The organism is Stutzerimonas tianxiuensis, assembly GCF_053470365.1.
In genome coordinates, this window is record NZ_JBPVWS010000022.1 from 46,049 (window position 1) to 68,166 (window position 22,118).

A 22,118-nucleotide genomic window follows, 5' to 3' on the forward strand; every position below is an offset into this window, starting at 1 on the left:
GGCAGTACGTCCTTGTTACGGCTTAGGCTCGACCTGAACGGTCGGATCGACGGGTTGATACGGTTGCAGTACGGCATCGCGTTGTTCACCCAGCACCCAGGCGAAGCCCGCATACAGCGTTACCAAACAGATCATTGTGAACATCGCGACCAGCCACCAAGGCACGATACGCACCAGGCGCCGACGCGTATCGCGCAGCCCCTGCCAGTGCGGCGATACCTCGCGTGGCACGTCGCCGCGCAGCTGGCGGATCTGCCGGTAAAGGCTGTCGCGTACTGCTTCGAGCTCAAGCATGCCACGTGGCATCACTCTGTACTTGCCTTCGAAACCCAGCGACAAGCACAGATACATCAGTTCCAGCATCGGCAGGTGCTTGACCGGGTTGCGCGAGAGGCGCTCGAGCAACTGAAAGAACTTTTCACCGCCGAAGGTCTCGTTGTGAAAGCTCGATAGCAGACTCATCTGTGACCATTCGCTCTCGTTACCCCAGGGTGTGGTAACGACCGCTTCGTCGATAGCGGTGCATAGCACGTAGCGAGCAGCCATCACCTGACTGCTCTCGGCACCGTCGTGCAGGGCGCGGTGCTCGAACAGCTTGAGCTCACCAGACAAGCGCTGGTTGAGGGCGTGCAGGTCTTCGCCTTGATAGCTGTGCTTGAGCCGCACGACTTCTGAGAGCAATGAAGATGCTGCCGCGACGAGCGGATTGAGGCTGATATTGAAAGTTTCGGCCGGACGCAGCCGCGCGGCATAGATCATCCGCTCTTCAAGCTGCTCGAATTTGGGCGGGGTGCTGAAGTCAGTCAGCGGGCTCTGTGCCGGGGCGTCGCCGTGGCGATTGAGGATGACTGTCTTGTCGTCCTGTGCGTAGTCCATTTCTCTGATCATGTTGGTCAGTTCCTGATCGCCCAGAATTTCAGCTCAAGCCCGGTAAATTCACCGGACACATGGAAGGCGAAGCCGCCAGAACGCTCCAGTTGCGCCAGCTCCTCGGAGCTGAGTTCCAAAGCAAAGTAGGTCTTGCCGGAATGGAACGGGATCTGCCGTGGCGCGACGGGCAGTGGCTTGACCTTGATTCCCGGCAGATGGAGGTTGACCAGCTGGCGAATACGCTCAACCGGACCGACCTTTAGGTGAGCCGGCAGGCGGGTGCGCAGCTCTTCGGAGTCGCATTGGGCGCTGGCTGCGAGCACGAACGAGGCGCTGCCGAGCAGCTTATGGTCGTGCAACGGCGAGACCTGAATGCCGTATTGACGCTGTTGCAGAAGCAGCTCGATGGCGTGCTGCTCGAGCACCATCGACAGCACTTGGCGAATCGCATCCATCAGCTTGCGGAACGACAGTCCCTGGTCGTTGTGCAGGTAACGGCCGTCCAGGCGAGGTCGCTTGGTCTCGCTGGAGAAGGTCGCCAGTTCGCCCAGCAATCCCAGCAGCTCACGGTAGATGTGTTCGGGATGGATCCGGTCGATGCCCATGTAATGGCGTAGCACGGGTTCGTAGCGGTTGATCAGTTGCAGCATCATGAAATCGCCGACTTCCGCTCCGCCGACTTTACCGGTGGCACGAATACGCTCTGCCAGGATGTCGCCGCGATGGCCGAGCATGCTGATCACTTCTTTCAGGCACGACAGCAGGTAGCTGGACGCCTGGAAGTCGATAAAGGTAGGGATGTACTCAGGGTCGAGGCTGATCACGCCGTCCGGCGTGGTGTCGAGGATGTCGCAAAGCTTGAGCTTGACGTAAGCCTGATCGCTCTGTTGCTCGCCCAGCAGCAACCGAAAGTCCGGACGGCCGGTGCTGACTTGGCTGCTGCTGCTATCGCCGGCGTTGGAGTCAGTGACCTCTTCGGCGAACGCGGTGTAGCGCGCCAATACGTCCTTCTGCTCAGGGCGGCGACTCTCGATGTGGTTACCGGTGACGAGCGGTAAAGCCAGATACACCGGCGTGTTGCCGGTGTTGGGCGGCACGTCCAGGGCCAGCGGCTCACGCTCAGCACCGATCTCGAAGAGGCTGCCGTCTGGAAGCAGCCCACTTGCCTGGCTAAGCACGAGCTTGCCCATGTTAAGGAACTGACGGTCGATCTCCAGCCCAAAAAAACCCCAGGCGTAATGACCCAACTTCTGGGTCCGCTGCTTTAGCTGCGCGTCGTAATAGCGGTCGCTTTGCTGGAAGTGCTGCGGACGCAGCAGCATGCCTTCCTGCCATATGACTTTGTTCGTGCTCATCAATCAGTCTCCTTTCACGAGCGGATCGATGGGCTTGATTCCGTGTTCGTCGAGCCTTAGCTCGATTCGGTTCTGCGCTTTGTGTTGAAGAGGAATGACGAAGCGCCAGCTTGATTCGGGCAGATCGCGATAGGCGGCCAAGACGCCGACGTAGCGGCTGCCATCCTGAACAAACAGTTTGAGGTCGCGCTGCTCGCCCGGGCGCAGTTCCAGCTCTTCCTGAATGACGAGGTCCGGGGACAGCGCTTCCTTGGGACGCTGGTAGAGCGAAAAGAAGTCGGCATTCTCGAAGGCCACCGGGTGCTTGAGTTCCAGGAGGCGAATCACGACAGGCGAAGGGCGGCCGTTAAGGTCGGGGTTGAGCTGGTCGCTGCCCTGCAGTGACAAGTCCAGCTTGGTCAAGTCAGAGTTGGGCGAGAGGGCAGAACAGCCACTCAGAACGGCAAGCACCGCGAGCGCCGCGGCAGGGAGAAAGCGAGACATGAATATCATCCTTGAAGGTCTGTATTGAGCGTGGCGATCAGACGGGCCTGCTCCTCGTAAGCCTGGGCGAAGTCACGAGCGAACAACCGTTCGCTCCAATCGTCGTCGCGTTGCATCGCAGAATGCAGCCGTTTGAAGGCACGCCAGCGGCTACCGGCAGTGGACATAAGCGGCTTGTTATCACGCTCGAAGCGCAGCGCCAGCTGATCCGGTGAAAGCTGCTCAAGGATGCCTTTGACCGCGGCGCGACTGGCAGCCAGCATGGCTACCTGATGCGCCTGAAGATCACGGTAAGCGCGCCCCATGGCCTGTTCGGCAGGCAGCTGCCCCGACTTTCCACCGCGCAGCAGAAGGGTCAGCGCCTCCCCGCTGTCGATGCTGTGCTTAAGTGGGTTGTTGCCGGCACTCTGCACGGTGGTCAACGACAGGCGCATCTCGTTTTTCAACTCGCCACGGGTACGTAGTGCCTGTTGCAAACCGCCAACGCTTTGCTTGAGCAAGGCCGCAGCTTTCAGTGCCAGGGCTTGCCGACCCTCCTCATCCAGATCTGATAGATCCACTCCCAACGCCGTGCTGAAGCGCGTCCAGAAGTCGGGCGGTAGGCGTTCAGGTTCGAGCGTGGCCTTTGGCTGAGTGGCTGGTGCTGGCATCACCAGCTCGGGGACCTGCAAGTTCTCTTCATCGATCTGTGCATAATCGCGCTGCTGGGCTTGCACCCTTGATGGCGCTAGCACTGCGGTCAGATCGTCGGTTTTGGCGTAAGCATGTTCTTGCTGGTCTAGGGCTGTAAGCGGGTCTAGATCGAGAAATGCGTCGTCTGGAATGATGCTGCCAGCGGGCTGCGGTCGGCCGATATTTTCTTCGAAGGAGGCCGGGTCCTGGATCAGGCGAGCCCGGATTTCAAAGTCGCCCAGGCAATACACGCTGCCATGTTCGATTCGCTGCGCCCGGCCTTTGTCCAGGCTGGCGCCTGTGTCCTTGAACTGGATGCCATTGCTGCTGGTGTCGGTAAGGAAAAACGCCCCGTCCCGGTAGCTCACCTCGGCGTGGCGACTGGATACTACACGCTTGCGGTCCGGGATGACCCAGTCGCACTCTTCCGCACGACCAATGATGCCGCCGGCCTGCTTGAACGTCTTGCTGCTGATCAGGCCTGGCGCAAATTGCTGAGCACTGACCATATCGAAAACCAGTTCCATGGTTCCTTTCTCCTGATGGATCAGTTGCTGCGGGCAGGCGCCTGCGGATCGCCCAATGGGCGATATTCGTCGTCGTTGAACTTATAGTTGCCGGAGCAACCGGCGAGGGCGAGGGATGCGGCGAATAAAACGAGGGCGCAATAGCGGGCTAGCACGCGATTTCCTCCTTGAAAGCGTGTGGGCAGACGGCCTCGCTAGCCGAAAACGGCGAAGCGAGACTCAGGCTGAGTATTGAAGTTCACCCGCTTGTTTGCATGGGTGAACGGGGTCACGAAAAAGGGCGGGGCCGGTACCGAAACGAGAGCTACGGCTATAAATGTGGCTCGCCGGGCCGACGCTGCTGCCTCTAGGCGAGGACGTTGGCCGAGTCCCTTTTAACTGCAGCCAGCCGCTCCGCTATCTTGTTATCTTCGATGTCCCGCCATTGTGCTACCAGCTCTGCGAGGTCGGCTCTTTCCGCCTGCTCACCAAACACGCTGCGCCGTGTTACCACGCGCTCCGCCTGCGCCAGCAGACGCTGCTGAGTACGGGTAAGCGCAGGGCTTTGCTCGGCTCGAACGCGCTCGCCTTGTTCCACTGCGTCGGCATAGATGGCGCGCAGTTCCAGGTCGGTCTTGCCGTAAAAACGCATCTCACCCCTGCGCCTGATTTCCCAGCGGAATTCATTGAAGGAGCGCGCCTGCCAGCTTTCCAGCAACTGGGCGGTGCTCAGCAGCTGGGCGTAGATGTCACGGGTTTCAGCTTCGGTGAATAACTTTCCGTTTCGCTCCTCGACGCTGGTATTCCAGCGCAGCAGGTTAGTAAGCGCTGCGCGTGCATAGCCGCGGTCACTCAGATGGTGCGTAGCCGCGAGCGCGAGGCGGTTCGGCATATCACCATCCAGCCCGATTTCCCCGACGTCGCGTGCACAGCTTTGCTCGTCTACCAGCGCACAACCTGGTTGCCATAGCACTGAGGCTTCGCTCCCACCTCCAGGCTTGCGCGGCATAAAATGCCATTGCTCCCCGTGATGCTCGTAGGGGTCGCCTTGAAGGTTGACGATCCCTGCTAGCAGTAACGCAATGCCGGTGATCGGTGAGCTGTACGCCAGAGCTGCTCCGGGAAGCGCCAGCTTCCACTCCGCGTCCATCCACGGCAGTGGAAGGGCTGGGACCGGATCGTTGTGGTTGACGATACGGTGGTGCGTAAGAGACTGAGCCGCCTTGACGAAGGCCGCATCGGCTGCGCGTGGGGCCCCGAAGGTGTAAAGCTGGATATCGCTCGACCATTCCCTGCGCAGCCACTCGGCCAATAATAGGGCAATCGCACCGCCCAGGCTGTGACCGCAGACCACGAGTGTTTGCTCGCCCGTGTAGAACGCGTTGAGATATCGATTTACGAAGGGTTTCGTTGCTTGAAAGGCTTCGTAAAAGCCGCGATGCGCCTGGCCTTCGCCTTCTTCATAGGCTATCTGGCGCGCATCTGCGTCTCGACTGGCGTCTGCCAGAAATTCCTGGGTACCGCGGACGGAGATTAGTATGACCTTGTCGTTATGAGTTATAAAAGCTTGGGTATTAGTATCTGTTTCGTTATCCGTGTCGTGCAGAAAGTGCACATCCTCAGGATAACGCCAGCCTTCAAGCGCTTCTTGTTCATAACGCGACGGATCGTACGGCATGATCTCGAGACGTTTTGAGTACGGCACCTCTTCACAGAGCAGATGATAAGGGGTCGCGGTATTGAATTGTGTGGGTTGAATTCGACGCCCCAATTGGTTCTGAACAACGTAGCCGATGCTTCCCGCCGTGTCATAAGGCGGAGGGGAGGAAGAATAAGGGGTTTTTACGACGCTGAATGGGGCATAAGCGAAGGCGCTAATGATCGCCAGATGATAAGAGTTAAGTGCGCAGAATTCCGGATCCGTCGATAGCAATGGGCTAAGTGCGCGGAGCGCCTTTACCTCGATTAGATGGTGTCCGCTACAGCCAAGTTTCACTCCGGGTCTGGCTCCTGTTAGCTCTTTGCTGCTTTTGTATCTACTTTGCCCAGTCGACCAGGCTTCGTCTATTTCTGGAAGATGAGAGGTGTCTATGACGAAGTTGCGCACTTCGGTCCGCATAAAATAAGCGCCCTCTCGTTCTGCGCGCTCTTTTGCAAGATAAGTTTTGCCATTTGACCCACGAGGCCCACAGCTTGTCTGCTCTGCTGCAATTTGTAGTGCGGTTAGCGGTAGCTTGAAGCGTTTTCTAATTTTTAATTCTTCATACCAGGGGTCTGGATATGTTGTGGCTGCTGCCGATAAATCGAGCAATGTTGCACCGTGACTTATGCCCTTAATCTCTGCAAATCCATCGCAGTCCAGTGATCCTTCGTACACTCGGCTTTGACTATCAGTTAGCCTGTAGCTCAATCCCGTGTATGGCGATCCATCGCCATGCTCATCCACGATTCGAAAGCTGACCGAACTTGTTGCAAGCGGGCAAGCTAGTACCTCGACGGTGGTTGTCATCCTTGATTATTCCGTGCAGTTTGGATAAGCGGTGCATTCTTGGTTGCCGCGTTTGAACGATCTGAAAATAGGAGGATCTTGGCATTGCTGCCATCCCTCTTTGGGTAAACAAGGTTTCCACCCGTTGGAGAATTTTACCCAAGTGTTATCCCGGTAGGGCTCCTCCTCTAAGTCTAGGATAAAGCTGAGTTTAACTACTTTTCCTGCCAACGCCTTGGTCGTTATTTCCGCTCCAGCGCCGTTGCAGCTTAGCAATTTGCTTATTTGATCTTTTCGAGCTTTCGCTTTGCTGATCTGAAACAGCCATGAGCATTTGACTGCTTTAGACAGCGTTCCGTCGGGTTGAAATGCCGGAGCATTAGTTGATAGTTTCTCCACAACCATCAAGCCACCATTATCATAAGTTTCCTGCCAGTCCTGCTTCCCATATCTGGCGTGTATAAACAATCCGACCCTGACCAATCGCAGCTCACAAAGTCCGTCGCGATAACTAACTGGAATCTCGAACTCATACCCATGCGGCACCTTTTCGTAATCTCTTTTGAAACCCTTCACATGGCCGCGGTCACTGCATCCCTCGGACCCGCCGTAATGCGCTTGGGCTTTCAGTGCGAAGTCAGCCGGAAGCTCACCTTTCAAAGTAAAGGTTTCGGCGCCGACAGAGCCGAGCGTGCTGCAGCCGCTGAGCAGAAGGCCGAACAGTGCAGACCATGCGTGAATGGGCCGGAAGCGGCTTCGAGAAAAGGTGTGAGACATCATCTGATCAACCCTGTGCTGAATGGCTTGAAGTCAGCACTGAGCTGACTCTTGAATAGTGGGCTTCTGGTGTTTCCTTTTCAGCCGGCAGCCAGGCTGGATGGTCCGCCAGTGCGGGGTCGAGCTGGTAGCGCAGCAGGAAGTGCAGTTGCGGCTCGCTGTGCCAGTGCCATTCCTTCACTTTGTCGAGTTGACGGTCCAGCCATTCGCTCAGCACTCGAGTCTCTGCGAGCTTGGTGGTCGCATGTGTGTGGTTCTCCCATAGCCACAACTCGAGATTGTGGTGTGCCACAGCGTGCCTTACGTGCTCGGGTTCTGGGATAGACAACCACGGTTTTTCGAAGGGTTCGGGATACTCGCCTGGTTGCTCGTTATCGAACCATTGCCAGTCGTGATCATCCCAGCAGAGCGCGCTTGTCAGCGGACCAAGCAGCAGAGGGCGTTGAGAGGCGTCCAGTTCGGCGAGGTGACGCGCGACTATTCGGTTGTCCTGGAACCGATAGAGCGACCGTTGCCCCTGCTCGTCAGCGAAGATGCGTGATTGCCAGTGCTGCGTGAGCGCCGCCATGTCGGCGTGCTCGACGCTGGCTAGCCAGCCCCAGTTCTGCTCCGGTGCGTCGGTGAGCGACGCTAGCTGCGTGAGGTTCAGCTCGTTCAGCATGATCAGCCAGGGGCCCACGCTGGCCATCTCGGCGACCTCGGTGCCCTGATAGAGATTGGCGTAGCTGTGTACCAGGTCTGCTGAGAACAAGCCTGGCAGCGGATCGGGTTCTGCCAGGCTATCGATAACGAGCAGCAACCGTCGGTTCTGGGCTTGTTGCTCGCTGAGCCAGTGTTCAACCATCTCGCTCATCGACCTGCTCCAATTTCACACATACCCGCGCGGCACGCTTCGCATATTGGGCAGCGACTGGCGCCGATCTGACGAGCTTTGCGCGCCAGCTGCAGCTGGGTATTGGCCAGCGCGAGCCTGGGCGTGGCGCCAGCTTTGTCCTGATCCGCGGCCCAGGGAATCTGCGGAGCAAGAATACTTACGCCAGTGCCTTTGCCGGGCGAGCCACCCGAATTCATCTTGATGGTCGCGCCGTTCAACGTGACGCCGCTGGGGTCTAGTTTGAGGAAGCTGCCGCCGCCTGTGGCGGTGAGTTCCATGCCGGCGTCGATTACGACTTTGCTTCCGGCGTAGTAGTGGATCTCGTCTCCCGCCTCTACGAACTGCCCGGTGCCGATCTTCACGTGTTGGGTGTTGCCCACGGTAAGGTGGTCATTTGAGCGGATTTCCGTCTTACGATCGGCATGGGTGGTGCGGTGTTCTTCGGCTTTGAATTCGCTGTAGCTACTGGCCTCGACGGTGTCGTGGCGTTCGTGCCCGACGCGGATCTTCTGGTCGTGCTCGATGTTTTCGTCCCAGTCGCGCTGGGCGTGAACGTAGATTTGCTCTGCACCTTTGCGGTCTTCGATGCGTAATTCGTTGTAGCCACCACCGCCGGGCGAGCTCAGGGTCTTGAAGACGGTACGGGTCTTGTTAGCCGGCAGGTCGTAAGGGACTACATGTTCCTTGTGGTATAGGCAGCCTGTGACCAGAGGCTGGTCGGGGTCGCCTTCGAGGAATGTCACCAGCACCTCCATGCCTACCCGCGGGATGGCGATGCTGCCGTAGCGGTCGCCGGCCCAGCTTGAGGAAACGCGCAGCCAACAACTGGTTTTGTCGTCGGCCTGGCCTTCGCGATCCCAGTGGAACTGGACTTTCACACGACCGTATTCGTCGCAGTGGATTTCTTCACCGGCAGGGCCAGTGACCACAGCGGTCTGGCTACCGAGCACATTTGGCTTGGGGTGCTTCAGGGCTGGCCGATAGAGAATGTCCCAGGGCGTGGCGGTGAACAGGTTGCGGTAACCCTGGGTGAAACCGTCCCGTGGCAGGCTGTCGCTCGTTACCGACTCCTCCAATACTTGCGGCTGTTTGCCTTCGTGGAGGATTTCGTTGAGCAGCCAGAGTTGGTTCCAGTCACCGCGCGGGTGCTCGCTCATGGCGAGGAAGTGGCCAGTGATCAGCAGCGGTTGGTCGCTCTCGCCCTCAGCCAGCTCATAGTCGCTGCGGTGGCGTTCCAGAGCGCGTTGCGACAGGTGCTTGCCTCGGGTTCGCTCGGTGAAGCGACCGGGATAGTCGTAATCTTCCAGGTCCGGTTGGAATTCGCTCTGGAAGGCACCTTCCATAATCAGGCGCGGTTTCTCAAAGTCGTAGTCGCGCCGGGTGACACGGCTGGTGCGGGTCTCGGCCCGCAGACCGAAGCGCTTGATCACCGGCTGGTCGGCGACCAAGCCGGAATCCTGCTGATACGCCACTGGCGCGAGCTTGGGAAAGCTCGTCTGGTCGTCACCAAACACCAGCACATGGCCCTCAGCGCTGTGCTGGAAGTGGTAGTGAATGCCTTCTTCCTCGCACAGACGCTGAATGAAGTGCAGATCGGTCTCGTCGTACTGCACACAATAGTCGCGCTCGGGGTACACCGAACTGAGCCCGAAGCGAAAGGCGTTGGCCTGAATGCCGTGCTCTTCGAGCACCTGGGCGATGATCTTCTCCACCGTGAGGTGCTGGAAGATGCGCTGGTTGATGCGGTGTGCGAGATAGGCCAACTGCGGGCGCAGGGTGACGTGATAGCGCGTCAGACGCTTGCCGGAGTCGCCCTGGGCAACGCGGTAGATCAGACCATGAATGCCGTTACCGGCTGGTGAAAGTGCCAGGAAAGCTGCCTGATGCAGCAGGCTTTCCAGGCCCAGATCTGGGCGCTCGCTGACCAGCTCCAGCTCGAAAGCGAACGGCTGCGATAGCGCTTCTCGGCCTTTGAATTCGAGAATCTGGAGGTCGTGCTCGATGCCTTCTATGGCGAGGCTGAAATGGGTGTCATTGGCCGGGTTGAACATCTGGGGATCCTTGTTCGGTGGGGCTTCCGTGGAGTCTTGATGGCAGGGTAGCGAGGCTACCGATTACCGGCCGGGGGAACTGCGATGTTGATCAAGTCAATGGGTAGCAGCACCGTATCGATTGCCGCGTCGAGCGGTACCGAAAGAAGAGTTCCTGGAACGCAGACGACTGCCAAGTAGCAGAAGATGGTTGCGACATATTCCGGGTTGTAAGGCTCGCCCGCGCCGGTTAGGCCAAGAAATGCAGCGTCCTGTTGGAGTCCTGGATAGAGATCTCCCTGACTGTTTGATCGACCTATGAGTGTGCCGCACCCTGTCAAGGGCATCAGAATGCCAGCCAGGGCAGCGGCAATCAGGTAACTCCGAAAACTCATGCTCATCTCCTTGAGCTCAAAGTCTGCTGGCGTTAACACCCAGGCGTTCCATGCGATAGAGCAGGGTGCGGCGCGGCAGCCCTAGCTCTCGCGCGGCTTGACTCTGGTTGCCGCCGTTCTTGCGCAAGCAATCAATCAGCAGGTTGCGTTCGACCCGTTCGAGCCGCGCGCGCAAATCCAAGGTGCTATCCAGGTCGTTGTCCACGGTGCGCAGGCTGAAATGTTCCGGTAATAATTCGCCACCGTCGCATAGGAGTACGGCGCGTTCGACCAGCCCCTTGAGCTCACGCACGTTGCCGGGAAACGCATAATCGGCCAGTTGCTCAAGCGCCGCGTCCGACCAGCGCACGGTATCGCGCTGCAGAAAACCGCAGGCTTTGTCGGCGAAGTGACGGGCTAGACGAAGGACGTCCTGATGACGGTCCCGAAGCGGCGGCAATTCGATCGGGAAGATGGACATGCGGTAGTACAGGTCTTCACGAAAGCGCCCCTCCTCGACTCGCTTGTGCAGGTTCTGATGAGTTGCGGCGACGATTCGGACGTCAACTTTATGGGTGCGCGTGCTGCCAAGCGGTCGGACCTCGCCTTCCTGCAGGACGCGCAGCAGCTTGGCTTGTAGGGTCAGCGGCATGTCGCCGATTTCGTCGAGGAACAAAGTGCCGCCGTCGGCAGCGTCGAACAAGCCCTCATGATCGCGCTCGGCGCCAGTGAAGGCGCCTTTTCGATAGCCGAACAGCTCACTTTCGAGCAAATGTTCGGGCAGGGCCGCACAGTTCTGCACGATGAAGGCTTGGCTGCGCCGCGAGCCGCACTCGTGAATCGCCCGAGCCACGAGTTCCTTACCGGTACCTGTTTCGCCCGTCAGCAGAACACTGACCGGGTTGTGCAGGACTTTGCCTATCAGCCCGTAAACCGCCCGCATGCGCGGGCTCTCACCAATAAGCCCGTACCCACTGGCACAAGGGCGCGGAGGGGTTATCTCTTCAGGTGCAGGTTGCGCTGCGCCGCGCAGTCTATGTAGCAGATGAGCCTGGCCGAGGGCGAAACGGCCAAGATTGGTCAAGGTTGCGGCTGCGATGGCGAGGTCTTGGTTAGCGGTACTGGCAGCCACCATCAGCCCGATGACATGACCTTCGGCGTTTTCCAACGGCAGGCAGAGCAGGCTGCGCCAAGGGCGCGACGATTCAGGGAGAAAGCCGGTTTCATGCAGGTTGGCGTCCAGCGGGACAATGCTCAACTGGTGATTCTGGCTGAGACAGTACTGCAGCAGTTGTTCGTCCCGGTAGTCGCTGGGCAGGCTCGCGGTCTCTTGCCGCCGCGAGCCTTCGAACCATTCTGCCGACAGGGTCAGACGTGTGTGGGTTGCGTCTAGCAAGTAGAGCTGAGCGAGCGGGCAGCTAGCCAGCTGCGCCGCGATTTCTACCAGTCCGTTCAACCAGCCGCTTGTATCGGGCGTCCAGGCCAGCTCGGCTAAGCGATCCAGTAGCGCACTGGCAGGCGTGGATTGCCCAGTGAGCATTGGCGGGACCTTAAGCGAACTCACAGACCACCGTCCCGTTGCCGTCGAGGGTTGCATGCACACGTTGCAATGCTTGGCCACTTGCCATGGCGTCGAGCAGCCGATCAACGACCAGTGGCTGCAAATGCTGATCGATCAAATGATCGATCAGGCGCGCACCGCTGTCGCTGTGAGTGCAGCGCTCAGCCAGGTTCTCGACCAGCGCCTCGCAGTGGCTGAACTGCAGTTGGCGACGCGAGAGCCGCTCGCCAAACCTCGACAGCTTGAGCGCGACCAGTTCGTTTAGCACTTCGCCGTGGATCGGGTAGTAGGGCACCACGCGCATGCGGGCAAGCAGGGCCGGTTTGAAATGCTGGGTCAGTGCAGGTCGAATCGCCAGCTCCAGGTCTTCCGTCTCTGGTCGCTGGCCGCCTTGGCAAAGATCGGCGATACGATCACTGGCGAGGTTGCTGGTCATCAGGATTAGGGTGTTTCGGAAGTTGATCTCCCGTCCTTCACCGTCGTTGGCCACGCCCTTGTCGAAGATCTGGTAGAAGACGTTCATTACGTCCGGATCGGCTTTCTCGACTTCATCAAGCAGCACGACCGAGTACGGCTTCTGGCGAACGGCCTCGGTGAGCATGCCGCCTTCGCCGTAACCTACATAACCCGGCGGCGCCCCGATCAGGCGGGATACGGTGTGTTTTTCCTGAAACTCGGACATGTTGATTGTGGTGAGGAAACGCTCGCCGCCATAGAGCAGGTCGGCCAACGCGAGTGCGGTTTCGGTCTTGCCTACGCCGCTTGGGCCTACCAGCAGAAAGACGCCGACCGGCGCATCGGGCTTATTCAGTCCCGCAGCCGTGGCACGCATGGAGCGGTCCAGTGCTTCGATAGCTTGTTCCTGGCCGCGGACACGTTGGCGCAGATCAGCAGCAAAGCTGAGCACCTTGCTGTTGTGCTCGCGCGCCAGCTGGGAGAGCGGTACGCCGGTCCAGTGGCTGATAACTTCAGCCACTAGGCGAGGGCAGACCTCGAAACTCACCAGCCGCTCGGCGGCTTGGGCACTGGCAAGCTCTACCTGAAGGTCCCTTAGCTCGGCTTCGAGTTGTTCAAGATCAGGACGGGTTTCGTCATCGGATACGCGCTCGGGCGATGTTCGAGCAGTCGCGCATTGCTTGCGCAGATCCAATAGCCTCTCGGCCAGCGCACGCTGAGCGGACCAGCGGGTTTCCAGCTGCTCAAGTTCTGCGCGGGCTGCCGCCAGTCGCGTTTCCAGGCCGTCGAGGATGTCGGTGTCAATGTGCAAGCCTGCATCGAGGTCACGGTGCAGCGCGAATCCCTGGCGTTCGCCCTCCGCGATCTCGCCGCGCAAGCGCTCCAAAGCTTCAGGTGCGGCCGCTAGGCTGATTCTTACCCGGGCGCATGCGGTGTCTAGAACATCCACGGCCTTGTCGGGTAATTGGCGGCCGGCCAGGTAGCGGGCCGATAGTTCGGCTGCGGCCACGACGGCGTCGTCGCGCAGGTAAATGCCGTGGCTCTTTTCATACACCGGTGCAAGGCCGCGCAGGATGGTCACTGCTTCGTCTACGGTGGGCTCGTGAAGCTGAACCGGCTGGAAGCGGCGTGCGAGGGCCGGGTCCTTCTCGAAATACTTCTTGTATTCGCTCCAGGTGGTAGCCGCGATGGTGCGCAACTCGCCTCGGGCCAATGCCGGCTTGAGCAAGTTGGCGGCATCGCCACTGCCAGCCTGGCCGCCAGCGCCGATCAGGGTGTGGGCTTCGTCGATGAACAGGATGATCGGCTTTGGCGAGGCTTTGACCTCGTCGATAACGCCTTGCAGCCGCCGTTCGAATTCGCCTTTCACGCTCGCGCCTGCCTGCAGCAAACCAAGGTCCAGGCACAGTAGTTCGACGCCCTTTAGCGCGTCAGGCACTTCACCATTGGCAATGCGCAGCGCCAGCCCTTCGACGATGGCAGTTTTACCGACGCCTGCTTCGCCGACCACGATCGGGTTGCTCTTGCGACGGCGCGCAAGGATGTCGATCATCTGGCGGATCGCCGCGTCGCGGCACAGCACCGGGTCAAGCTTGCCGTCGCGAGCTTGCTGGGTGAAATTGTGAGTGAATCGTGACAGGTTGGATTCGCCCGCTGGCGCGGACTTACCGGCGGCCGGCTGTGGTTGCTGAGCCAATGCGAACTCGCGCAGCCGTTCGGCGTTCAGGCGCGACAGTAGCGGTTGGTAGTGGCTGCCGGCATAACGCATCGGGTTGCGCAGCAGTGCCAGGATTAGCGCGGCTTGGTCGATCTGGCTCTGGCCGAGTTCAAGGTTCCCGACCAAAAGAGCGTCCTGCAGCCACTGCACCAGTTCTGCCGAAAACACCGGATTGCGCGATTCACTGTGTTCGCCACGCGGTAGCAACGCTTGGGAGAGCGCGCCCGCGTCGACATCGGCGTCCTGCAGCGCGCGCGTCAGCAAACCTTCGGGTCGCTCCAACAATCCGAGCAGCAGGTCTTCGACGATGATTTTGCTGCCGCCACGCACCACACAGCGCTCGGCTGCAGTTTCGAGATCGCGCTTGGTCTCGGCGTCGAGTGCCTGAACCAGTTGTTGAAGGTCTACGTTAATCATTTCATCGTCCTTAATGAGTCTGGCTGCCCAGGGTGACCATGCCGTCGGCGCATTCGCTGCCAAGCCAGCTGGTCCAGCCAAGGCGACAGGGGTTTTCGGCGCCGATGCGCATTTCGCGGATTTCGTCGCGGCGCAGTTCCAGGCGTATGTCGTAGTCGAGGGGGTCTCGCAGGGTGAAGCGAACCAGAGCACAGAGCGGCTGGTAGCCGCTGCCTACAGGCAGGAATTCGTGGAAGCGGTCCCAGCTGAGCTGACGAATGTGGATGCGGAATTTGCCTCCGCGATCGCGTACCCGCTCACCGAGCACCAGGCTCTCGCCGAGCTGACTGTTGGCGAGCCCCAGGCGATTCTGTTGCTCGGCAAGTATTTCGACCTGACGCTCCAGACACTGCTCGATGCGCAGGTCGGCATGCTTGAAGTAGTAGCGCAGCACCGACTCGATCAACGCGGCCGAATGCGCCCGCAGGCTGAGAAGACCCAAATAGGGCAGCAGGCGCTTCCAATTGAGCTCGGAGGCGGCCCGGATCTGTTCACCGCCCAGTCCGATCAGGGCAAACAGCTGTTCGGACAGTGGATCGCGCGCGCCGCTGGTAAAGCGCGCGCGGTAGCGGTACTTCTGCCAGATCGGCAGCATCAAACGCTGCAAGCGGTTGTTGAACAGGTCGAGGAAGTCTCGTGTCGGGTTTCCTTCGGTGCTGTCGCCGAGGGCCTGCTCACCATAGAACGCTGGCAGTGGCGATCCGGCACCCAACAAGCTGACCAGATTTATGCGCAGGCGTGCACGTAGCTCGCCGCGCTCTTGAAAAAACTCAACGCGATCGACGTCACTGCCGGGAAACCCCAGGCTCGGGTTGGCCTGGAACTCAAGGTGCTCGTAGAGCGCCTCTTCGTCCAGATCGGGATGTGCTGCCTTCAGACGGTCCATCACCAGTAGCACACCCTGGAACAGGCTGTACTCGCGGATGCCCCGGCTGATCCGGTTTAGAGCAGGGGTTGCTGCCCCATGCGCGGCGTCCATTGGTACACCTCTCCTTGTGTGCTCCTGACGCGCAGCTCGTGATACGAGTTGAGGCTGGCGTACAGCGCAAAGAATTCATTAAGTATCGAAGCGAAAAGGAACAGATCGCCTTCGCCCAGATAGCCCTCTGGGTCCATCACCAGTTCGGTGCGCACGCCACGAACTGGCAGGCCACGGTGCAGCCGATCGACGTGTTGATGGCCGATCTGCTTGAGCCCACCGAGCAGGCGTCTGCTGACCTTTTCGGCGTGCTGGTCGTAGTAGCGCGGTAGGTCATAGGTTTCGAGGATGACTTTGAGCGCCTCGACGTTGGCCAGCGACAGGTAGTTGAGCGACATATTGCTGATCAGCTTCCAGAGAAAGTCGCGGTGCAATGGCGGCGCGTAGCTGGGGGTGACTGGGCTGATGTTGCGAAAGGTCAGGAACTCCGGCGTGTCTTCGCTGGGCAGGCAGATGTCACCCAGACGAAGTTGGCGCGGCAGGTTCTGGTTGGTGCAAGTAAGCTCGATGGACAGCGTCTCGTGTTGGTCGAGATTGCGCAGGCCGAAGCTAAGGTATGTCTCCAGCCCATCGCCTAGCATTGACGGCTGCTGGCGCACGCTGTAATGCGGTCGCGCCACGGGGACGTCGAAACTCGGGTCGTGCTCGAAGGACTCAAATGGCACGTATTCTTCATATCCCATGCCGCCTGGCTTCCAGCCGGTGACGCGGTCGACCGAAAATACACCGCAGTGGCTGCTATCCAGTTCCGATGGAAGCAACAGATACTGGTCCTGCTTACCGTCCAGGCGAATCGGGATGGCGTCGTGCTCAAACAGGTTCACCACTGGCGTGCAATACAGACGCACGTTTTCCAGTGTCGGGCGGATTCGCTGCACGCCGGCCTTGTGAATGTCGAAGCGCAGTTCGAAGCCCCGGGCCTGTTCCAGCACTTCTTGCGGCAGACGCCTTACTGCATCGAGGCCCAGCAGGTCGATGAATAGAAACTTCTCCTGAAAGGCGAAGTATTCCTGCAGGTAGCGATAACCGCGGAAGGTGTTAAGCGGGTAGGGGATCAGCGCCTGATCTTCGGTAAATCCCACCGGTTGCAACTTCGTCGGATCGATACGGAGCGCGGGCAGGTCAACACCGAAACCGTCGGTGAAGGGTTTGCCCTTCGCATCCAGCGCGACCAGCTGCACGCCAGCTACATTGCGCAGCAGGCTCAGGTAGAGCATTTGGCTGATGTAGCGCTCGCCAGCAAGATGAAGGCGCAGCTGCTTGAGGTTCAACTCGCCGAGATGACCGTCGGCCGTCATCTGCAGGCGAAGACTGAGCAGTGCGCCGCCGCCCTTGACCGAATAATCCAACCCGTCGAGCGCCAACGGCAACACTTCGGTGGCGTAAGCGGTGCGGAAACGGCAGGTTACACCCTGGATCGGCTTGGACTCGACTGGCGTATTGCGCGGCACTATGAGTGCCGGCCCTGGGCGTTTGACTGGGTCGAACTGCAACATGCTGAACGCCGGTAGAGGGCGCATGTAGTTTGGCCACAGCAGATGCATCAGCGAGTGGGTCAGCTCCGGTAGCTCGTCGTCGAGCTTCTGCCGCAGCCGGCCCGTGAGAAAGGCAAAGCCTTCTAGCAGCCGCTCGACGTCCGGGTCACGCCCCGCTTGTCCCAGAAACGGCGCCAGCGCCGGGCTGCGCTCGGAGAATCGCTTGCCGAGTTGGCGCAGGGCGGTGAGTTCGCTCTGATAGTAGTGGTTGAAAGACATCAGCCGGCCATCCCTGTAAGACGCATGGTCAACCGCCAATCACAATGGTGCCGGATCCGGCGATCACCGGATTGCCGTGATCACCCGTCGTACCTACCGTAGTAGCCGGCTTGCCGTTAATCAGCACTGTTGGGATGACTGCACTGGCCAGCACGCTGCCGCAGGACGTCGGGTCGCCCATACGGGCGGCAGGCATGCCGTCGAATAGCACGTCAGGAGAGCCGGCTGCGATCGGGTTGGTTCCGTGGCCCTTTTTCGGGCAATCTGTGGGGTCGCCCAGGCGGGCTGCGGGTTTACCAGACATCAGGCTCTCCTTAGTGGACTTTCACTTGTCCGCTGCCATCCAGGCTGGCGGAGAAACTCACGTGACGCTTGAATCCGTCGATTTCCAGCATGCCTTCGATGGCGAAAGACAGGCTCAGTGGATCGTGGTCGCGGGGCAGGGATATCACCCGGACCTGGCTCAAGCGCGGTTCGTACGCTTCGATGAAGCGTTCGATGGCGATGCGCGCCTGTTGCAACGAGTCGTGCAACGACAGGCGCATATCGTTCAAATCGGGCAACCCGTAGTCGGGCAACGTTTGCACGCTGCCCGCTCGGGTGCTGAGCATTTTGGCCAGATGGGCAGCCACCGAAGCCATTGCCGCGACTTCGCGACTCCAGCCGGCGCGCTTGTCGGCGTCACCGCCGAGGCGTTCGAAAAGGCTACCGTAGGCCATGGATGCTTATTCCTTGTCCAGCTTGCCAACCAGCGACAGGGTGAAATCGGCACCCATGTACTTGAAGTGCGGGCGCACGTTCAGGCTGACGCGGTACCAGCCCGGCTCACCGTCGACATCACTGACGACGACTTGCGCGGCCCGCAGCGGACGACGGCTACGGACTTCGGAGCTTGGGTTCTCCTGGTCGGCCACGTACTGGCGGATCCACTTGTTCAGTTCCAGCTCCAGGTCGGTGCGCTCTTTCCAGGCGCCGATCTGCTCGCGCTGCAGCACTTTGAGGTAGTGCGCCAAGCGGTTAACGATGAACAGGTAAGGTAGCTGGGTGCCGAGCTTGTAGTTGAGCTCAGCGTTCTTGCCTTCTTCGCTGTTGCCGAAGAACTTCGGCTTCTGCGTGGAGTTAGCCGAGAAGAACGCAGCGTTATCACTGCCCTTGCGCATGGTCAGGGCGATGAAGCCTTCATCGGCCAATTCGTATTCACGACGGTCGGAGACGAGGACTTCGGTTGGGATCTTGGTTTCGATCTCGCCCATGCTTTCAAAATGGTGCAGGGGAAGGTCCTCGACCGCGCCGCCGCTCTGTGGGCCGATGATGTTCGGGCACCAGCGGAACTTGGCGAAGCTGTCGGTCAGACGGCTAGCAAAAGTGTAGGCGGTGTTGCCCCACAGGTAATGCTCGTGGCTGTTGGCCACGTTTTCCTTGTAAACAAAGGATTTGACCGGGTTGTCTTCTGGATCGTAGGGGTTGCGCAGCAGGAAGCGTGGAACTGTCAGGCCGACGTAGCGGGCGTCTTCCTGCTCGCGGAAGCTCTGCCATTTGGCGAACTGCGGGCCTTCGAAGTGATCCTTCAGGTCCTTGAGATCCGGCAGACCCGTGAAGCTTTCCAGGCCGAAGAACTTCGGGCCGGCCGCGGCGATGAAAGGCGCATGAGACATGCTGGCAACCGACGCGACGTACTGCATGGTCTTGATGTCAGGTGCGCTCGGATCAAAGAAGTAGTTGGCGATAAGCGCGCCGACCGGCTGGCCACCAAACTGGCCGTACTCAGCAGTGTAGATGTGCTTGTACAGGCCGGATTGAACGACTTCCGGGCTGTCTTCGAAATCGTCGAGCAGGTCCTGCTTGGACGCGTTGAGAACCTCGAGTTTGATGTTCTCGCGGAAGTTGGTGCGATCGACCAGCAGCTTGAGGCCACGCCAGGAGGATTCCAGCGCCTGGAATTGCTGGTGGTGGAGAATCTCGTCCATCTGACGGCTGAGTTTGGCGTCGATTTCCGCGATCATGCGATCGACCATGGCCTTTTTGACTGGCTCGTGTTCGTTCTGTGGCTTGAGCAGTTCTTCGATGAAGGCCGACACGCCGCGCTTGGCGATGTCATAAGCCTCGTCATCGGGGGTCAGTTTGGTTTCGGCGATGATGCGGTCGAGGATGCCTAGCTCGGCTAGGTTTTTGCCGCTTTCGACGGCTGCTGCATTGGTGCTCATTGTGTTGGCTTTCCTTGTCGGGAGATTCAGGCGTCCAGTTGTTCTTTCGCGGCGAGGCCCAGCTCACCGAGTACGCGGTCGCGCGAGACGTCATCGGCCAGCACGCTTTCGATCGCTTTGCGGAAGGCCGGGGCGTTACCCAGCGGGCCTTTGAGTGCGACCAGCGCGTCGCGCAGTTCCATCAGCTTCTTCAGTTCCGGAACCTGCTCGACCAGGTTGGCCGGGTTGAAGTCCTTCATCGAGTTGATGTTCAGCTGCACGGCCAGCTCTTCGTCGGTGGGCTCATCCTGCAGGCGGTTTGGCACCGAGAAGGTGAGGTTCAGTTCCTGCTTGGCCAAGACTTCGTCGAAGCTGTTCTTGTCGATGGCGATCGGCTTGCGGTCTTCGATCTTGCGATCGTCAGGGCGCTGAGTGAAGTCGCCGAGCACCATCAATTTCAGTGGGAGCTCCAGCTCTTCCTGAGCGCCGCCGGTCGAGGGCTTAAAGGTGACATTGATGCGTTCTTTTGGGGCTACCGAGCCTTCTTTGGCCATGGGTCTTCTCCTTTGCGTTTACGGCCCGGGGGCCTAGTCGAGTACCACTTCGAGATCGAGGTGGCACAGCCTGCGGTAAATCTCATCCTTGCTTTCACGCGCGGCGTGGTTCTGCGGCAGCAGCTCGCAGCAGCTATGCAACAGACGCAGCACCTCGAGGGCGAGATCGGGTTCCCAGTCGCCGAGGCATGTGGCCTGCAGCGTCTGATCGAGCGATTCGAGCTGGGTTTTGGCAAGGTCATATTTTTTGGCCTGAAAGCACAGGCGGGCCAACGTCAGTTGCCAGAAGAAACGCTCACGCCCACCTCGTGCCTGGTTAAGCCCGAGCTTGAGCTTTTGTACGGCACTCTTGAGGCCGTCTTTACGCAGGTGTGGCAGAACGTCTTGAAGCGCTTCTTCCCAGGCGGGCGTCGTACCGCTCTGGTTGCTGATCGATTCGCTCGGTGCCTGTGACGGTTGTACGTGCGGCATCACCCGAGCGCTGATCCAAGCGCGGGTTTCGGCATCTGCGAAAGGGACGCCATCATGAAAGCGCAGCTCGTCGAGGCCCGGCATGCGTTGCAGGAACAGCGCGAGCTGGATTTCAACCTCCCGCATCGCCTGTTCTGCGTCGAGCTCGTTCAAGCATTCCCAGGCCAGGCGTTGACCGTCGAGCCAGAAAGGGGCCCGCGCTATGCTCGTCTCCAGATCTGCTAGCAGATCAGCATAGAGCCCTTGTGCGAAGCGCTCGCGATAGCTGGCAAGCTTGTCTGCCGGGACGCCGCGTAGGGCAGTAATCTGCTCGGCGTTACGCTCCGGCAGGATGTCGATCGGCAGCCATAGCAGCGTCCGCGCCAGACGAAGCGGCTTCAGGTCGGTAGCTTTCTGCTTAAGCCACCAGCTGCACAATGGGCGGGCCTGATCTTGCAGGCTACGCAGGCTTTTGTGCGCGTCCTTTTCATGCTCGACTGGTGCAGTTGAATTAAAGACTTGAGCAGCGGCTTGTTTGACCTGGGCTATGGCTGCGCCGACTGGCCCCGGGTGCGGATGGGCATTGCCGGCACGCTTAACCATTTCGTCGAGGCGTCGGCAGAGAGGCAGAAGCAAAGGGGCCTGCGTGCCTAGATGGCTAGCAAGGCAGTTCTCAAGGTTTCGTAGTTCAATTGCAACCTGCTCGAACAACGAAAGCTGCTCGCCCATCGGAACATGATCTGCCAGCACCTGCTCCAGGCGTGGCACCAGCCAGCTGATGGCTGCTGCTCGAGTCCGTGGTTTAAGAGGATGGATTTCGTTCCAGTGATCTCGGCACAGGCGGCCGACCATGGCGAGACCGGCATGGAGCCCAACGAACGAATCCTGCTGATACAGGCTCCAGGTGAGCCAACACGCTAGTTTTAGGTCTTTAGTGCTTGTCGCTAAGAGATGTTCGCTGCCATTACGAATGACTTCCCAATCAACAGCCCCTGCGACGTGAACAGAGGAAGCTTTGCCTAGCTCTTGCTCAAGTATTTCGTACTCGGGCGTGTAGCGAGCGTCTTCGCCTGCGAAAGAGACTGCTGATATGGGAGAGTTGGCTAGCTCAAGATAACGAGCTGCCAGCTGGGTAGAGAACGTCATTCCATGACTCAATTGGTTCCAACAGGCAGTCAGGCTGCAGTGCTGGGCGCTTCATGCGCGGTAATTACTGCGTATATGTACGCCTTGAGGTGCGCATCCTAGGCGTGGCCTCTCGCGGTGACTGTGAAGTGGTTTCCAACTAGCGGTGTACTAGCCTCTCTGTGCTCTATCGGAGGTCCAATTTGAGCAGCAGTTAACTTCTTAGCAGGTTTTTGCGATGAACCTTAACCGCTGGCGGCGGTCCGTCTGGCGTCTGCTGGTATTGACTGTGCTGCGTGTTGTTCGCCTCTATATATGAGGACATTACATATGAGCTACATCAGGCATTCGTCTGTGATGGAAAACCTCAAAACAACCGTTGACGTGAGAATCTGAGTGCCTATAATGCGCACCTTCTCCGGCGCAGGCCTTTGGCGAAACCTCTTGTAAATCA

Annotated in this window: 19 protein-coding genes; all 19 read right to left on the reverse strand. The window is 59.3% G+C overall.

The window, feature by feature from the left end; genetic code table 11:
- Positions 1–15: 15 nt before the first annotated feature.
- Positions 16–888 carry a type IVB secretion system protein IcmH/DotU gene (icmH, locus tag ACSSNI_RS20865; protein WP_200640627.1) on the reverse strand — a complete coding sequence of 291 codons (873 nt, stop codon included), beginning with the start codon at positions 886–888 and terminating at the stop codon, positions 16–18.
- 5 nt (positions 889–893) lie between these two features.
- Positions 894–2,225, reverse strand: a complete 1,332-nt coding sequence (tssK, locus tag ACSSNI_RS20870; protein ID WP_200640630.1) for a type VI secretion system baseplate subunit TssK — start codon at positions 2,223–2,225, stop codon at positions 894–896.
- Between the two features lie 3 nt (positions 2,226–2,228).
- Positions 2,229–2,708 carry a type VI secretion system lipoprotein TssJ gene (tssJ, locus tag ACSSNI_RS20875; RefSeq protein ID WP_200640639.1) on the reverse strand — a complete coding sequence of 160 codons (480 nt, stop codon included), beginning with the start codon at positions 2,706–2,708 and terminating at the stop codon, positions 2,229–2,231.
- Between the two features lie 5 nt (positions 2,709–2,713).
- Positions 2,714–3,907: a type VI secretion system-associated FHA domain protein TagH gene (tagH, locus tag ACSSNI_RS20880; protein ID WP_200640649.1), complete on the reverse strand. Its 1,194-nt coding sequence runs from the start codon at positions 3,905–3,907 to the stop codon at positions 2,714–2,716.
- 20 nt (positions 3,908–3,927) lie between these two features.
- Entirely contained in the window at positions 3,928–4,062 is a 135-nt protein-coding gene (locus ACSSNI_RS20885; RefSeq protein WP_148925929.1) for a type VI secretion protein, read from the reverse strand.
- A 191-nt stretch (positions 4,063–4,253) separates the two neighbouring features.
- Positions 4,254–6,395: a lipase family protein gene (locus ACSSNI_RS20890; RefSeq protein ID WP_234484699.1), complete on the reverse strand. Its 2,142-nt coding sequence runs from the start codon at positions 6,393–6,395 to the stop codon at positions 4,254–4,256.
- 6 nt (positions 6,396–6,401) lie between these two features.
- Positions 6,402–7,154 carry a hypothetical protein gene (locus tag ACSSNI_RS20895; protein ID WP_234484700.1) on the reverse strand — a complete coding sequence of 251 codons (753 nt, stop codon included), beginning with the start codon at positions 7,152–7,154 and terminating at the stop codon, positions 6,402–6,404.
- 4 nt (positions 7,155–7,158) lie between these two features.
- Positions 7,159–8,004 carry a DUF4123 domain-containing protein gene (locus ACSSNI_RS20900; RefSeq protein ID WP_200640651.1) on the reverse strand — a complete coding sequence of 282 codons (846 nt, stop codon included), beginning with the start codon at positions 8,002–8,004 and terminating at the stop codon, positions 7,159–7,161.
- Positions 8,001–10,076: a type VI secretion system Vgr family protein gene (locus ACSSNI_RS20905; protein WP_200640653.1), complete on the reverse strand. Its 2,076-nt coding sequence runs from the start codon at positions 10,074–10,076 to the stop codon at positions 8,001–8,003. The genes ACSSNI_RS20900 and ACSSNI_RS20905 overlap by 4 nt, the downstream gene beginning before the upstream one ends.
- 56 nt (positions 10,077–10,132) lie before the next feature.
- Entirely contained in the window at positions 10,133–10,450 is a 318-nt protein-coding gene (locus tag ACSSNI_RS20910) for a YceK/YidQ family lipoprotein (RefSeq protein ID WP_159969100.1), read from the reverse strand.
- A 16-nt stretch (positions 10,451–10,466) separates the two neighbouring features.
- On the reverse strand, positions 10,467–11,969 hold the full coding sequence (locus ACSSNI_RS20915) for a sigma-54 interaction domain-containing protein (RefSeq protein ID WP_200640655.1): 1,503 nt from the start codon (positions 11,967–11,969) through the stop codon (positions 10,467–10,469).
- A gap of 10 nt (positions 11,970–11,979) precedes the next feature.
- A complete protein-coding gene (tssH, locus tag ACSSNI_RS20920; protein WP_200640657.1) occupies positions 11,980–14,580 on the reverse strand; it encodes a type VI secretion system ATPase TssH in 2,601 nt (866 codons plus the stop codon).
- 10 nt (positions 14,581–14,590) lie between these two features.
- Entirely contained in the window at positions 14,591–15,598 is a 1,008-nt protein-coding gene (gene tssG, locus ACSSNI_RS20925) for a type VI secretion system baseplate subunit TssG (RefSeq protein ID WP_148925935.1), read from the reverse strand.
- Positions 15,562–17,352: a type VI secretion system baseplate subunit TssF gene (gene tssF, locus ACSSNI_RS20930; RefSeq protein WP_200640660.1), complete on the reverse strand. Its 1,791-nt coding sequence runs from the start codon at positions 17,350–17,352 to the stop codon at positions 15,562–15,564. The genes tssG and tssF overlap by 37 nt, the downstream gene beginning before the upstream one ends.
- 28 nt (positions 17,353–17,380) lie before the next feature.
- On the reverse strand, positions 17,381–17,656 hold the full coding sequence (locus ACSSNI_RS20935) for a PAAR domain-containing protein (RefSeq protein ID WP_200640662.1): 276 nt from the start codon (positions 17,654–17,656) through the stop codon (positions 17,381–17,383).
- A 10-nt stretch (positions 17,657–17,666) separates the two neighbouring features.
- Positions 17,667–18,071, reverse strand: a complete 405-nt coding sequence (gene tssE / locus ACSSNI_RS20940; RefSeq protein WP_200640664.1) for a type VI secretion system baseplate subunit TssE — start codon at positions 18,069–18,071, stop codon at positions 17,667–17,669.
- Positions 18,072–18,077: 6 nt separating this feature from the next.
- Entirely contained in the window at positions 18,078–19,556 is a 1,479-nt protein-coding gene (tssC, locus tag ACSSNI_RS20945) for a type VI secretion system contractile sheath large subunit (RefSeq protein WP_200640668.1), read from the reverse strand.
- Positions 19,557–19,582: 26 nt separating this feature from the next.
- The gene (gene tssB, locus ACSSNI_RS20950; RefSeq protein WP_019340452.1) at positions 19,583–20,089 is read right to left on the reverse strand and encodes a type VI secretion system contractile sheath small subunit; all 507 of its coding nucleotides are present in this window, start codon (positions 20,087–20,089) and stop codon (positions 19,583–19,585) included.
- Positions 20,090–20,122: 33 nt separating this feature from the next.
- On the reverse strand, positions 20,123–21,685 hold the full coding sequence (tssA, locus tag ACSSNI_RS20955) for a type VI secretion system protein TssA (RefSeq protein ID WP_448260179.1): 1,563 nt from the start codon (positions 21,683–21,685) through the stop codon (positions 20,123–20,125).
- Positions 21,686–22,118: the final 433 nt, after the last annotated feature.